Consider the following 13,785-nt stretch of genomic DNA (forward strand, 5'->3'; position numbering starts at 1 on the left):
ATGCAAATATTTTAATTAATATTTAAAAATTTATAAAAAAAAATATTTTTTTTTTTATCAATTTTTGCCATAATAAAAATTTTATTATTATTTTGAATAGTAATTCTAAAAATACTAGGGTATTTTTTATAAGAATAAAAAATATTATTTTTTATATTAATAATATTATTATAATTAGGAATAATTACTTCAGGTAATGTAAAAAAAATATTTTTTATAGATAATAAAAAACTATTAAGTATAATATTATGATTTTTATTAAAATCATTTTTTATTATATAATTTAATTGTTCAAAAGTAAAAGTTTCATGTATTTTATATGAATGCACTTGCAATCTTCTTAAAAAAATAACATGAGCTCCGCATTGTAATAATTTTCCTAAATCATGTATAATTCTACGAATATATGTTCCTTTAGAACATATAATATCTAATTCAATAAATTTTGAATTATATTTTATAAGATTTAATTGATGAATTTTAATTTTTCGTAAAATTTTTGGAATAAAATCATTTTTTATAGCATATTTATAAAGTGGGCGACCTTGATATTTGACAGCAGAATACGATGGTGTCACTTGAAATAGTTGATTTTTTATTATTTTTAAAGATTCATATAATTTAAATAATGAAAATTTAACTATTTGATTTTTTAATATTATACCATAAGAATCATATGTTGAAGTAGTTATTCCTAATTTTGCTATAACATAATAACGTTTATTAGAATTACTTAAATAATCTGAAAATTTTGTACATTCTCCAAAACAAATAGGTAATATACCACTTGCTAATGGATCTAACGTACCAATATAACCTGCTTTTTTAGCACAAAATATTTTTTTTACTTTTTGCAATATTTTATTAGATGATAATCCAATTGGTTTATCTAATAATAATACTCCATTAATATTTTTTTTATACATTATTATTTATTTTTAAATATAATAATATCATATTTATTATAAAATTAAATATTTTTAATTAAATTAGAAATTTTTATGCCTTTTATTAAAGAATTATCACTATAAAAAAATAATATTGGAATTTTTCGTAAAATTATTTTTTTACATAAAATACGTCTAATATAACCAGAAGCATTTTGTAAAATACTAATAATATTTTTTACATTATTTTTTAAAATATTTTTTTTTAAAAACTTAATATCTTCCATATCATTAATAAAAATTTTTGCATATGATAAATCTTTAGATACTTTAACTTCAGATACTGTAATAAATGAATGAATTCTTGGATCTCTTAATTTATTTTTTAAAATATATGATATTTCTTTTTTAAGTTCTTCAGATATACGAATAGAACGATGAAAACTTTTATTATTACTTTTTTTTAAAAATTTCATAAATTTTATTATATCTATAATATATAATTAGTTTTTAATTTACATTTTTTAATTCTATAATTTTAAATGATTCAATTATATCACCAATACGAATATTTTTATAATTTTTTATTCCTAGTCCACATTCCTTTCCAAAACTAACTTCTTTAACATCTTCTTTAAAACGACGTAATGATTCTAATTCACCGCTATGTATTATTTTTTTATCTCTTAAAATACGAATTGGATTTTTTCGTTTTATAATACCATTAATAACCATACATCCTGCAATAAAAACAGATTTTGATGGTTTAAAAATATCTCTAATTTCAGCTGATCCTAAAATTAATTCTTTACATTTTGGAGATGTAATTTCAAAAATTTTTAATTTAATATCATCAATTAAATGATATATTATAGAATAATGATAAAAATTTACATTTTCTAATTTTATTAAACGTTTAGCTGACATATTAGGTTCGACATTAAATCCAATAATAATTGCATTAGAAGCAATTGCAAGAGATACATCAGTTTCTGTAATATTACCAACATTAGCAGTAATAATTTTAATTTCTATATTATCATTAGATAAATTTTTTATAATATTAGAAATAACTTCTAAGGAACCTTGAAGATCAGATTTTAAAATAATATTTAAACAAAAAATACCATCTTTTTTTAAATTTTGAAAAACATTTTTTAAATCAACTATTTTTGTTTTTTTTAATTTCATTTCTCGAGATTTATTTTTTCTAAATAATGCAATTTCTCGAGCTTTTTTTTCATTTTTTATAGAATAAAATACATCACCACTTATTGGTATACCAGATAATCCTAATATTTCAACTGGAATAGATGGACCAACAGATTTTACTTCTTTTCCAAATGAATTTTTAATAACACGTATACGACCCCAATGCAAACCACATAATACATTATCACCTTTATTTAATTTACCCTCACGAATTAAAATTGTTGCTATTGGACCTTTATTTTTATCAAGTCGTGCTTCAATTACCACACCATTAGCCATTCCAGATGGTAAAGCAAATAATTCTAACATTTCAGCTTGCAATAATATTGCATCTAATAAATCATCAATACCTGAACCAGTAATTGATGATACATTAACAAAAATATTTTCACCACCCCATTCTTCTGGTAATATATCATATTTTACAAGTTCTTTTTTAATTTTTTCAGGATTTGAATCAGGTTTATCAATTTTATTAATTGCAACTATTATTGGAACATTAGCTAATTTTGCATGTTGAATTGCTTCAATTGTTTGAGGTTTGACTCCATCATCTACTGCTACCACTAATATAACAATATCAGTAATTTGTGTCCCTCTTGCTCTCATTGAAGTAAATGCAGCATGTCCAGGAGTATCTAAAAAAGTAATGATTCCTTTTTTATTTTGAACATAATAAGCACCAATATGTTGTGTAATACCACCAGCTTCATGAGAAGCAATCTTTGTAGATCTAATATAATCTAATAAAGAAGTTTTACCATGATCAACATGACCCATAACAGTTACTATTGGAGGTCTAATAGTTTTTATTATATTTTTATTCATTATTTTATGTTCTTGAATAATTGATTCTTCTAATATATTCAAATTTTCTACAATTGATTTATGACCCATTGCTTCAACAATTAATTGTGCAGTTTTTTGATCAACAATTTGATTACTTGTAAATATATTACCTTTTTTTTTCATTTCTTGAATTAAATGAATACTTTTAATTGCCATTTTATCTGATAATTCTGATATTAAATTTTTTTTATGAATTAAAATATTTTTAATAATTTTTTTTTTAGGTTTAATAAAATTATGATGTAATAAATCTTTTTTTTTATTTTTTATAATATTATCAACATTTTTATTTTTAATATTTTTATTTTTTATTTTTTTTTTATTATTAAAATGCATATCATATTCAATAATATTATTAATATCATCTAATGAATTTAAATTAGTAAATTTTTTTAAATGATTATTAGAAGATAAATTTTTTATAATAGCTTGATTTAATGATGTAATTTTATTTTTTTTAAAAATATTAACAGTATTTTTTTTATAATTCGTGATATTTTTTGAATTAATATCTTTTTTTTGATTTATTTTTTCTAATTTATTTTTAATAACATTATTTTTATTTTTAATTGATGTATTAATTAAATTAGATTTAATGTGAGAAAAATTTTTTTTTAAATTAATATTTTCATATTTATAATTATTAATTTTATTATCATTATTATTTTTTTTTAAAATATTAGAATAATATTTTTTTTTTTCTTGATTTTGTATTAAAGTATCTGAAATAGATTTAACATTTTTTTGTTCATTTTTTATATTAAATGATAATTCATTTTTTGAAGATAAATAATGTAATAATAATTTTTTTTCTTGTAAATTGATATAATCATCTTTTTTTTTTATTATTCCAATATTAGAAAATTTTTTTATTAATTCAAATACTGTTATATTCATTTCATATGATAAAGATTGTAAAGTAATATTAGTCATATATTTCCTTATAATGTCAAATAATATTTATTATTAATAGAAAATAAAAATTATTATTAAAAAATAAAATTAATTCTATTAAAATATTCTTATAATGTTATTTTAATTAAATTATATTATAAAAAAAATTATGATTTTGTTTTAATAATAATTTTGTTATATAATTATCTGATTGTTCTTGTATAAGATGTGCTATTTTTGAATCAATACCTTTAATTTCTATTAACATTAAATAAGGAATACAGGCTAATTCTAGTAAAGATGAAAAACCAGATTTGATTAAAATATTAATTATAGAACTTTTAATAGTTAAATATTTATTAAATAAAGAACGAATTCTATAAATTTTCATTTTATTATTATATTTTAAATTATTTTCTGTCATTATATTTAATTCCCAACCACTTAATTTTGATACTAATTTTACATTTTGACCATTTTTACCAATTGCTTGTGCTAAATATTTTAATTTTACAATAACATCCATAGCATGAATATTTGAATGTACTATAATAGATACTACGCGAACAGGAGCCATAGCATTTATTACAAATTGTGCAGGATTATCACTCCATAAAATAATGTCTATTCTTTCCCCATTTAATTCTTTAGAAACAGATTGTACTCTAGCTCCTTTAATACCTACAAATGAACCAACTGGATCGATTTTTTTATTATGAGTTTTAACAACAACTTTAGAACGAAAACCAGGATCTCTAACAATAGCCTGAATTGATACTAAATTTTCCCGCATCTCTGGAACTTCATTATGAAATAATTCAATTAACATTTCTGCTCTAGTACGACTAATAAATAATTGAATACGATTAAATTTAGATTTTATTTCATATAAAATACCTCGTACGCGATCTCCAATTGTAAAATATTCATTAGGTAACATATCTTTACGTAAAATAATTGCTTCTATATCATTATTTAAATTTAAAATAACATAATCACGATAAATTTTTTTTACAATACCTTGAATTATTTTACCTTTACAATTATGAAATTTGTTTGAAATCATTGATTGTTCTATTTCTCGTACTTTTTTTATTATAATTTTTTTAGCTGCTTGAGTAGAAATTCTATCAAAATTTATTGAATCAATTTTATCTTCAATAAATTCACTTAATTGCACATTTGAATTATGAAAACGAGCTGCTTCTAAAGTAATTTCTTTTGTTGGATTTTTAACTGTATTTACAATCATCCATCTACGAAAAGTATCAAAATGACCATTTTTACGATTAATACTTACTCGAATATCAATTTCTTGAGTATATTTTTTTTTTGTTGCTATCATTAATGCATCTTCTAAAACTTCAAAAATTTTTTCACGAGGTAAAGATTTTAATTTAGAAACTAATTCTACCACTGATAAAATTTCTTTATTTATCATATTCACCTCTAAATATTTAATATTATAATAAAATATTATTTTGATTAAATTAATTTTTAAATAAAATTAAATATATTTTTAAAAAATATAAAAAATATCATTATATTTAAAAATTATATTTATACCGAGAGTGGGATTTGAACCCACATGCTATATTATAGCACTATCCCCTCAAGATAGCGTGTCTACCTATTTCACCATCTCGGTTTATTATGGATAATAATATAATTAAAATAATTTTTATTTATTATATTTATATTTTTATAAAAAATTATTATAATTATATTAATTTATAAAAATCAAAAATACACATTATAATACTAAATATAAAAAATAATATAATAAAAATTTTAGTTAAAGTATTTAATATAGAATCATGATAAATAAAATTCCATATACTAAATTGATAATAATTTTTATTAAATTTAAATAAATCATTATAATGTGCAGGATTTAACATAATTAAAGTTATTAAAATAAAACAAATAATAGTAAATATTATAAAAATTAATTTACACATAAAATTTTATCTTTATCCTAAAAATTATTTTATAATATAATAAAGTATAATGTTAATAATATTTCAATATTTACCTACTATCACTCAAATTTAACATAATAGTAGGTATTTATAAATTTATAATTAAATATTATAAAATATATTATCTTTATATATTATAAATAACTATATTATAATTTAATAATATAAAAAAAATATAAAAAATTTAAATAATATTATTAAAATTATTATTTAATTTTACATATTTTATATTTTTTTTCTATTCATTAAATCATCAATTTGCTTAGAATCAATTGTTTCATATTTCATTAATGCATCTTTCATTGCATGTAAAATATCTAAATTATCATTTAATATTTTTTTTGCACGATTATAATTTTTTTCAATTAATAATTTAATTTCTTGATCAATAATTCTAGATGTTGCATCAGATACATATTTATTATTAGAAAAAACAGGATTAAAAATCATATTATTATCTTCATTATCTGTATATAATAAAGGTCCTAATTTTTCAGAAAATCCCCATTTTGTTACCATATTTCGAGCTAAATTTGTAGCAATTTTTATATCATTAACTGATCCAGTAGAAACTTGTTTAGTACCATAAATCATTTCTTCTGCTAAACGACCTCCATATAAAGTTGATATTTGACTTTCTAATTTTTGTCTACTTAAACTAATCATATCAGATTCAGGTAAAAAAAATGTTACTCCTAAAGCTCTTCCTCTAGGTACAATAGTTACTTTATGTGCAGGATCATGTTCTGGAACTAATCTACCAATAATAACATGTCCTGATTCATGATATGCTGTAAATTCTTTTTGAATTTCAGTCATAATCATTGAACGTCTTTCAGAACCAATCATAATTTTATCTTTTGCTTTTTCAAAATTTGACATTGAAACAAATTTTTGATTAGATCGTGCAGCAAATAATGCAGATTCATTTACTAAATTCGATAAATCTGCTCCAGAAAAACCAGGAGTACTTCGAGCAAGAACCATAATATCTACATCAGTATTAAGAGGTATATTTTTCATATGAACTTCTAAAATTTTTTTTCTACCTCTAATATCTGGTAATGATACTATTACCTGACGATCAAAACGACCAGGTCTTAATAAAGCAGAATCTAAAACATCTGGTCGATTAGTTGCTGCGATTAAAATAATACCTTCATTACCTTCAAATCCATCCATTTCAACTAACATTTGATTTAAAGTTTGCTCTCTTTCATCATTACCCCCACCAAAAGCACTACCTCTTTGACGTCCTACAGCGTCAATTTCATCAATAAAAATTATACAAGGAGCAATTTTTCTAGCGTGATTAAAAACATCACGAACACGAGATGCACCAACACCAACAAACATTTCTACAAAATCTGATCCAGATAATGTTAAAAAAGACACTCTTGCTTCACCTGCAATTGCTTTTGCAAGTAATGTTTTTCCAGTTCCTGGTGGTCCAATCATTAAAACTCCTTTTGGAATTTTACCACCTAAATTTTGAAATTTTATTGGTTCTTTTAAATATTCTACTAACTCACTTACTTCTTCTTTTGCTTCATCGCATCCTGCAACATCTAAAAAAGTAATTTTAATTTTTTTATCAGAAAAAATTTTAGTTTTACTTTTTCCAAAAGAATTTATACCTTTACTAACGTTATTTTTAACCTGTTTCATAAAATAAAACCAAACACCAATTAATAATAATGTTGGAAACCAAGATATAAATATGGAAAATATAATACTTTGTTTTTTTGGAGCAATACCAGATACAATAATATGTTTTAATAAAAGTTTATTTAATAATTTAGGATCATGTATAGGCATATAAGTATTATATTTACTATTATTTTTTTTAATAAAATTAATATGATTTCCATTAATAGATACTTTTTTTATTTCATTTTTATTCATAATAGATAAAAATGTAGTATAATCAACATCATGTTTTTTATTATTATTAATATTTAATCCAATCAATACACAAATTAGTAAAATTAATATTACTAACCAAAAAAATAAATTTTTAAATATATCACGCAAAGCACTAACCTCATTACAATTACAATTATTTTTTAAAAAATTAGATACATATTATTTTTTAAAACCTCTTGCTAAAATGAAAACTTCACGAGAACAACTACGTGAAGCATTAGGTTTGCAAATTTTTATAATAGAAAAAAAAGTTCGTAATTTATTTAAAAAATCTTTTACACCTAATCCTTGAAATATTTTTAATAAAAAAACTCCATTATTTGATAATGTAGTTAAAGCAATATTTAAAGCTAATTTAGATAAAAATAATGATTTGGGAATATCTATAGAAGATATACCAGTTATATTTGGTGACATATCAGACATAATTAAATGAATTTTTTTATTTTGAATAAATTTTAATAATTGATTTAATATTTTTGTTTTTAAAATATTACCTTTAAAAAAAAAAACACCAGGAATAGGTTTCATATCATTAATATCACATGATATGACACATCCATGTTTACCAATTTTTTTAATAGCATATTTTGACCAACTTCCTGGAGAAGAACCTAAATCAATAACATTCATACCCATTTTAAATAAATGATATTTTAAGTTTATATCATGTAATTTAAACCATGCTCGAGAACGAAAATTATTATTATAAGATTGTTTAACAAATGGATCTTTAAAATGTTGTAATAACCAACGTTTTGAACTAGAAGATTTTTTTTTTTTCATATAATAATTTAAAAAATATATTTTTTATTAAATTTTTAAATTTATTTTATTAAAAATAAATAATATAATATTAAATTATTAATATATTTTTATTTCAATATAAAAAAATATTTATCAATATTTCTTAAATATATCTTATATTTAAAATTTTATATTTAATAATACCAGAAGGAGTATTTACTGAAACAGTATCTAATATTTTTTTTCCAATTAAACTTCTTGCAATAGGTGAATTTATAGAAATTAATCCATTTTTAAAATTAGATTCATCATCTCCAACAATACAAAAAACAAATTTTTTTCCTGTACTTACATTTAATATATCAACAGTTGATCCAAAAACAACTTTTCCAGTAAACAATATATTTTTAATATCAATAATTTGAGCATGATACAATTTAGATTCAATTTCTTTAATTCGTTTTTCACAAAATGCTTGTTCTTCTCTTGCTGCGTGATATTCAGCATTTTCTTTTAAATCACCATGTTTTCTTGATTCAGAAATCGCATAAATAATTTTTGGTCTAACAACATTTTTTAAATGTCTTAATTCAATATTAAGTTTTTCAACACCTTTCGCTGTCATTGGAATTTTTTTCATAAAATAAATCCTTATTATTAAAATTTTAAAAGATTATAATAATATCATTCATAATATTAATTATTATATTATATTAAAAATAAATTATTTTATTCAAATTTTATATTACAAATTAAAATAAAATATTATATTATAATAATAATATAATTATCATAAAATAATAAAATTAAAAATGAAAATTGAAAAATTAAAATTACATATTCAAAATAATGTTCCATTAGAAAAAATATATTTAAAAGGTAATAAAGATCATATTCATATTATTGCAATTGGAAATATATTTCAAAATATGAAAAATATAGAAAAACAAAAAATTATTTATAAACCATTAACAAAATATATTATAAAAAAAAAAATTCATGCAATTACTATAGAAACTTTTACTATCAAAGAATGGGAAAAAAAAAAAATAAAAAATTATAAATAAAATTTAAATTTACAGTAAATAATTTTATATAAAAAATAATACTTTGTCAAAAAAATTTTTAAAAATATTTTTAATTTTTATAATTAATATAATTAATTTTTTAATTAATTATATTAATATAAAAATTAAAAAATAATATTAAATACATTATAATAAAAAAATATAAAGTATTTAAATACTAATAAAAAATAGTTATATCATTTATTTTAATAAAATAAGGAGTATATTTATGTATGCAATTTTTTCACATGGAGGAAAACAATATACCGCAAAAAAAGGACAAATTATACGATTAGAAAAAATCAATTTTAAAGTAGGATTAAATTTTACAATAAATAATATTTTAATGATTGTTAATAATAAAAAAGTTAAAATTGGAAATCCCAATATAATTAATAGTAATATTTTAGGTAATATTATTAGACATGGTAGAGAAAAAAAAATTAAAATTATAAAATTTAAAAGAAGAAAACACTATAAAAAACAACAAGGACATCGTCAATATTTTACTGAAATCAAAATTATTGATATTATATCAAAATAATTTTTATAGGAAATATTATGGCACAAAAAAAAGCTGGAGGTTCAACTAGAAATGGACGTGATTCACGTTCTAAAAGATTAGGAATAAAAAAATTTGGAGGACAATATGTATCTTCAGGATCAATTATTATTAAACAAAGAGGAACTAAATTTCATCCTGGAGATAATACAAAATTAGGAAAAGATCATACAATTTTTGCTCTTAAAAATGGGAGAGTTCAATTTAAAAAAAAAGGATTAAAAAATAAAAAATATGTAAATATCATTATTTAATGTTTACAATATAAAATTATTTATATTTTATTACTCCTTTATTAAAAATAATAAAGGGGAATAATTAAAAACAACATAAATAAAAAAATCAATAATTAATCAAGAGATATTAGTAAATGAAATTTATTGATCAAGTAAAAATAAAAGTTATTGCTGGTAATGGAGGAAATGGATGTACACATTTTAGAAGAGAAAAATTTGAACCTAAAGGAGGTCCTGATGGTGGAAATGGGGGAGATGGTGGAAATATATGGATAAAAACAAATCGTAATTTAAATACATTAATTGATTATAAATTTAAAAAAAATATTATTGCAGAAAATGGTTATCCAGGAAAATCTAAAAATCGAACTGGAAAAAAAGGATCTGATATAATTATAGAAGTTCCAATAGGAACCCGAATTATTAATAATAATACTAATGAAATTATTGCTGATTTAATAAATTATAATTCAAAAATATTAATTGCAAAAGGTGGAAAAAAAGGCATTGGAAATACAAAATTTAAATCATCAATTAATAGAACACCATATAAAAATACTTTAGGAAAAAAAGGAGAAGTATTTGATATTACATTAGAATTAATATTAATTGCTGATGTTGGAATAATAGGATTACCAAATTCAGGAAAATCAACATTATTAAAATCTATTTCTGAAGCTAAACCTAAAATTTCAAATTATCCATTTACAACTTTAATACCTAATTTAGGTATTGTAAAAATAAATAATAAAAATAATTTTATTATAGCTGATATTCCTGGTTTAATTAAGGGAGCATCCAAAGGATTAGGATTAGGAATTAATTTTTTACAACATATTAAACGATGTCAAATCTTATTACATTTAATTGATATTTTTGAAAAAACTAATATTATTATTAGTAACATTAAAATTATTGAAATAGAATTAAAAAAATATAATAAAAATTTATATAATAAACCAACATGTTTAGTATTTAATAAAATAGATTATTATGATCATAAAAAGTTAATAAAAAAAATTTATTCTATAAATAACAAAATTAATACTACAAAAAAAATTTTTTTTATTTCAGCAATAAATAATATTGGAACAAAAAAATTATGTAATTTTTTATTAAATTATTTAAATGAATATAAAAAATAAATAATAAAAATAAAATTTGGAATTTATAAATTTAAAAAAAATATAAAATCCGGATAGTTATTTATTCCGGATTTAAAATATTATAAAAAAAATAATATATTTTTATTATCTTTTAGAAAATTGTGGTTTTTTTCTTGCTTTTCTTAATCCAACTTTTTTCCTTTCAACTTGTCTAGAATCTCGAGTAACAAAACCAAATTTTCGTAAAATATTTCGAAAATTTGAATCATAATTAATTAATACTCTTGTAATACCTTGTCTAATAGCTCCTGCTTGTCCTGAAATTCCTCCACCTTTAACAGTAATATAAAAATTAAATTTATTTAACATATTTGTTATTTTTAAAGGTTGTAAGATTATCATACGAGCTGTTTCAACAGGAAAATATTTTAATAAATCTCTTTTATTAATAATAATATTACCAGTACCTATTTTTAAAAAAACTCGCGCAGAAGAACTTTTACGACGTCCAGTAGCATAATTTTGATAATTATTCATATAATATTCCAAATTAAATATTTAAAAGTTGTGGATTTTGTGCTTTATGATTATGACATTCAGAAGGATAAATTTTTAATTTTTTTAACATAATACGACCTAATGGTCCTTTTGGTAACATACCTTTTACAGCAATTTTAATAATTTTTTCTGGAAATTTTAAAATCATATCCTGAAAAGAAATTTTTTTCATACCACCAATATATCCGCTATGTTTATAATAAATTTTATTTTTAATTTTATTTCCAGTAACAATAATTTTATTAGCATTTATTACAATAATAAAATCTCCAACATCTATATAAGGAGTATATTCAATTTTATGTTTTCCTTTTAAGTAATGAGATATTTTTGTAGATAATCTTCCTAAAATTTTATTAGTAGCATCTATATAATACCATTTTTTTTTTATATTCTTAATATTTGTAACAAAAGTTTTCATATAAAATCCTTAATAAATAATTTTAATAAAAATATATAATATAAAAAATTTTAAATAAAAATGAAATATATTGTAATAATAATTTTAAAAATTGAAAATAATATAATATAATTTTAAAAAAATATTTTATATATTATTATATTTAATAAATGAGTATAAAAATTATGGAATTAAAAACAATATTACAGAAATTACGTAATAAGATTAATAAAATTGATGAATTAATATTAGAATTATTATTTAAACGACGAAAAATAGCAATAAAAATTGCAAAAAAAAAAATAATAAATAAATTTCCAATAAAAGACAAAAATAGAGAACAAGAATTATTAAAAAAATTAATTAACTTTGGAAAAAAATTAAAATTATCTAAAAAATATATTCAAGAAATATTTAATATTATTATTCATGATTCTATTGAAATACAAAAAAAAATAAAAATAGAAAAAAAAAATAATAATGATAATAATCAATTAGAAATAGCATGTATTGGACCAAAAGGATCATATTCATATATTGCAGCAATAAAATATATGAAAAAATATAAAAAAAATTATTTTATAAAAAAATATAATAATTTTGAAGATATTTTTAATTCTATAAAAAAAAATAAATTTAATTATGCAATTATTCCTATCGAAAATAATTATTCTGGTTTTATTCCTGAAGTATATAAACTACTTATAAAAAAAAATATAAAAATTATTGGTGATTTTTATTTACCTATTCAACATTGTGTATTAACAAAACCAAATATAATATTTAAAGATATAAAAAAAATTTATAGTCATAATCAAGCATTTAAACAATGTAGTAATTTTATTAAAAAATTTCATTATTTAAAAATAAAATATACAAATAGTACTTCTGAAGCGATGAAAATTATTTCTACATCAAATAAAAATAATATTGCTGCAATAGGCGATAAAAATAATTCAAAATTTTATAAATTAAATGTTATTTTAGAAAATATATCAAATCAAATAAATAATAAAACACGTTTCTTAATTTTAAATAATTATGATATAAATAAAATAAATAGTCAAAAAAAAAATATAACATTAATTTTAAAAACAAAACAAATATTATTATTTTATATTATTCAAATACTTTATACTAATAAAATTGAAATAATTAAATTAAAATTAAATTCATATCATAAAAACCAAATAAAAGAAATTATTTATTTAGAAATTGAAATAAAAAAAGAAAAAAAAATTAAAAAAATATTAAAAATTCTTGAAGAGAAAGATATTATAATAAAAAATTTAGGTTCTTATTCTAGATTAAATATATCTAAATAAAAATTAATTTTAATATTATAAAATTAAAAAAATT

At 19.0% G+C, this 13,785-nt stretch carries 15 protein-coding genes and 1 tRNA gene; 5 read left to right on the top strand and 11 right to left on the bottom strand.

Annotated features, from left to right (window positions below; genetic code table 11):
• Positions 1–11: 11 nt before the first annotated feature.
• From truB to greA, 9 genes are all read right to left on the bottom strand, one after another.
• Positions 12–926, bottom strand: coding sequence for a tRNA pseudouridine(55) synthase TruB (gene truB / locus D9V81_RS01280; RefSeq protein ID WP_261978183.1), 915 nt, complete (start codon positions 924–926; stop codon positions 12–14).
• A 44-nt stretch (positions 927–970) separates the two neighbouring features.
• Positions 971–1,363: a 30S ribosome-binding factor RbfA gene (rbfA, locus tag D9V81_RS01285; RefSeq protein ID WP_158349510.1), complete on the bottom strand. Its 393-nt coding sequence runs from the start codon at positions 1,361–1,363 to the stop codon at positions 971–973.
• Positions 1,364–1,397: 34 nt separating this feature from the next.
• Positions 1,398–3,881 (bottom strand): translation initiation factor IF-2, encoded by a 2,484-nt coding sequence (gene infB, locus D9V81_RS01290; RefSeq protein WP_158349511.1) that lies wholly within the window; start codon positions 3,879–3,881, stop codon positions 1,398–1,400.
• Between the two features lie 106 nt (positions 3,882–3,987).
• A complete protein-coding gene (gene nusA / locus D9V81_RS01295) occupies positions 3,988–5,283 on the bottom strand; it encodes a transcription termination factor NusA (RefSeq protein ID WP_261978184.1) in 1,296 nt (431 codons plus the stop codon).
• 122 nt (positions 5,284–5,405) lie between these two features.
• Positions 5,406–5,490: transfer RNA gene (locus tag D9V81_RS01300), tRNA-Leu, on the bottom strand.
• A gap of 73 nt (positions 5,491–5,563) precedes the next feature.
• On the bottom strand, positions 5,564–5,803 hold the full coding sequence (locus D9V81_RS01305; protein ID WP_158349512.1) for a hypothetical protein: 240 nt from the start codon (positions 5,801–5,803) through the stop codon (positions 5,564–5,566).
• A 246-nt stretch (positions 5,804–6,049) separates the two neighbouring features.
• Entirely contained in the window at positions 6,050–7,849 is a 1,800-nt protein-coding gene (gene ftsH, locus D9V81_RS01310) for an ATP-dependent zinc metalloprotease FtsH (RefSeq protein WP_158349731.1), read from the bottom strand.
• A 60-nt stretch (positions 7,850–7,909) separates the two neighbouring features.
• Positions 7,910–8,536: an RlmE family RNA methyltransferase gene (locus D9V81_RS01315; protein WP_158349513.1), complete on the bottom strand. Its 627-nt coding sequence runs from the start codon at positions 8,534–8,536 to the stop codon at positions 7,910–7,912.
• Between the two features lie 124 nt (positions 8,537–8,660).
• The gene (gene greA / locus D9V81_RS01320; RefSeq protein WP_158349514.1) at positions 8,661–9,137 is read right to left on the bottom strand and encodes a transcription elongation factor GreA; all 477 of its coding nucleotides are present in this window, start codon (positions 9,135–9,137) and stop codon (positions 8,661–8,663) included.
• Positions 9,138–9,309: 172 nt separating this feature from the next.
• Between greA and D9V81_RS01325 the strand changes: the two genes are divergently transcribed.
• The 4 genes from D9V81_RS01325 (at position 9,310) to obgE (ending at position 11,507) form a co-directional block, all read left to right on the top strand.
• Positions 9,310–9,564 carry a BolA/IbaG family iron-sulfur metabolism protein gene (locus D9V81_RS01325; RefSeq protein WP_158349515.1) on the top strand — a complete coding sequence of 85 codons (255 nt, stop codon included), beginning with the start codon at positions 9,310–9,312 and terminating at the stop codon, positions 9,562–9,564.
• Positions 9,565–9,793: 229 nt separating this feature from the next.
• Positions 9,794–10,108, top strand: a complete 315-nt coding sequence (rplU, locus tag D9V81_RS01330; RefSeq protein WP_158349516.1) for a 50S ribosomal protein L21 — start codon at positions 9,794–9,796, stop codon at positions 10,106–10,108.
• A gap of 17 nt (positions 10,109–10,125) precedes the next feature.
• Positions 10,126–10,380: a 50S ribosomal protein L27 gene (rpmA, locus tag D9V81_RS01335; RefSeq protein ID WP_158349517.1), complete on the top strand. Its 255-nt coding sequence runs from the start codon at positions 10,126–10,128 to the stop codon at positions 10,378–10,380.
• 116 nt (positions 10,381–10,496) lie between these two features.
• Positions 10,497–11,507 (top strand): Obg family GTPase CgtA, encoded by a 1,011-nt coding sequence (gene obgE / locus D9V81_RS01340; protein ID WP_158349518.1) that lies wholly within the window; start codon positions 10,497–10,499, stop codon positions 11,505–11,507.
• A 105-nt stretch (positions 11,508–11,612) separates the two neighbouring features.
• On the opposite strand, the gene rpsI is transcribed toward obgE, so the two are convergent.
• Both rpsI and rplM read right to left on the bottom strand, forming a co-directional pair.
• Positions 11,613–12,005, bottom strand: coding sequence for a 30S ribosomal protein S9 (gene rpsI, locus D9V81_RS01345; protein WP_158349519.1), 393 nt, complete (start codon positions 12,003–12,005; stop codon positions 11,613–11,615).
• Positions 12,006–12,018: 13 nt separating this feature from the next.
• Positions 12,019–12,447, bottom strand: a complete 429-nt coding sequence (rplM, locus tag D9V81_RS01350; protein ID WP_158349520.1) for a 50S ribosomal protein L13 — start codon at positions 12,445–12,447, stop codon at positions 12,019–12,021.
• Positions 12,448–12,611: 164 nt separating this feature from the next.
• On the opposite strand from rplM, the gene D9V81_RS01355 reads away from it, so the two are divergent.
• Positions 12,612–13,751 carry a prephenate dehydratase domain-containing protein gene (locus tag D9V81_RS01355; protein WP_187306081.1) on the top strand — a complete coding sequence of 380 codons (1,140 nt, stop codon included), beginning with the start codon at positions 12,612–12,614 and terminating at the stop codon, positions 13,749–13,751.
• The last annotated feature ends 34 nt before the right edge of the window (positions 13,752–13,785 follow it).

The organism is Buchnera aphidicola (Therioaphis trifolii), from assembly GCF_005080705.1.
Taxonomy (GTDB): domain Bacteria; phylum Pseudomonadota; class Gammaproteobacteria; order Enterobacterales; family Enterobacteriaceae; genus Buchnera_L; species Buchnera_L aphidicola_X.

Excerpts from the sequence above, each read along its gene's own strand:
- rpmA (WP_158349517.1), top strand. The coding sequence starts at position 10,126 with ATGGCACAAAAAAAAGCTGGAGGTTCAACTAGAAATGGACGTGATTCA.
- nusA (WP_261978184.1), bottom strand. The coding sequence starts at position 5,283 with ATGATAAATAAAGAAATTTTATCAGTGGTAGAATTAGTTTCTAAATTA.
- rpsI (WP_158349519.1), bottom strand. The coding sequence starts at position 12,005 with ATGAATAATTATCAAAATTATGCTACTGGACGTCGTAAAAGTTCTTCT.
- rbfA (WP_158349510.1), bottom strand. The coding sequence starts at position 1,363 with ATGAAATTTTTAAAAAAAAGTAATAATAAAAGTTTTCATCGTTCTATT.
- D9V81_RS01315 (WP_158349513.1), bottom strand. The coding sequence starts at position 8,536 with ATGAAAAAAAAAAAATCTTCTAGTTCAAAACGTTGGTTATTACAACAT.
- truB (WP_261978183.1), bottom strand. The coding sequence starts at position 926 with ATGTATAAAAAAAATATTAATGGAGTATTATTATTAGATAAACCAATT.
- D9V81_RS01325 (WP_158349515.1), top strand. The coding sequence starts at position 9,310 with ATGAAAATTGAAAAATTAAAATTACATATTCAAAATAATGTTCCATTA.
- obgE (WP_158349518.1), top strand. The coding sequence starts at position 10,497 with ATGAAATTTATTGATCAAGTAAAAATAAAAGTTATTGCTGGTAATGGA.
- D9V81_RS01355 (WP_187306081.1), top strand. The coding sequence starts at position 12,612 with ATGGAATTAAAAACAATATTACAGAAATTACGTAATAAGATTAATAAA.
- infB (WP_158349511.1), bottom strand. The coding sequence starts at position 3,881 with ATGACTAATATTACTTTACAATCTTTATCATATGAAATGAATATAACA.
- greA (WP_158349514.1), bottom strand. The coding sequence starts at position 9,137 with ATGAAAAAAATTCCAATGACAGCGAAAGGTGTTGAAAAACTTAATATT.
- rplU (WP_158349516.1), top strand. The coding sequence starts at position 9,794 with ATGTATGCAATTTTTTCACATGGAGGAAAACAATATACCGCAAAAAAA.
- rplM (WP_158349520.1), bottom strand. The coding sequence starts at position 12,447 with ATGAAAACTTTTGTTACAAATATTAAGAATATAAAAAAAAAATGGTAT.
- D9V81_RS01305 (WP_158349512.1), bottom strand. The coding sequence starts at position 5,803 with ATGTGTAAATTAATTTTTATAATATTTACTATTATTTGTTTTATTTTA.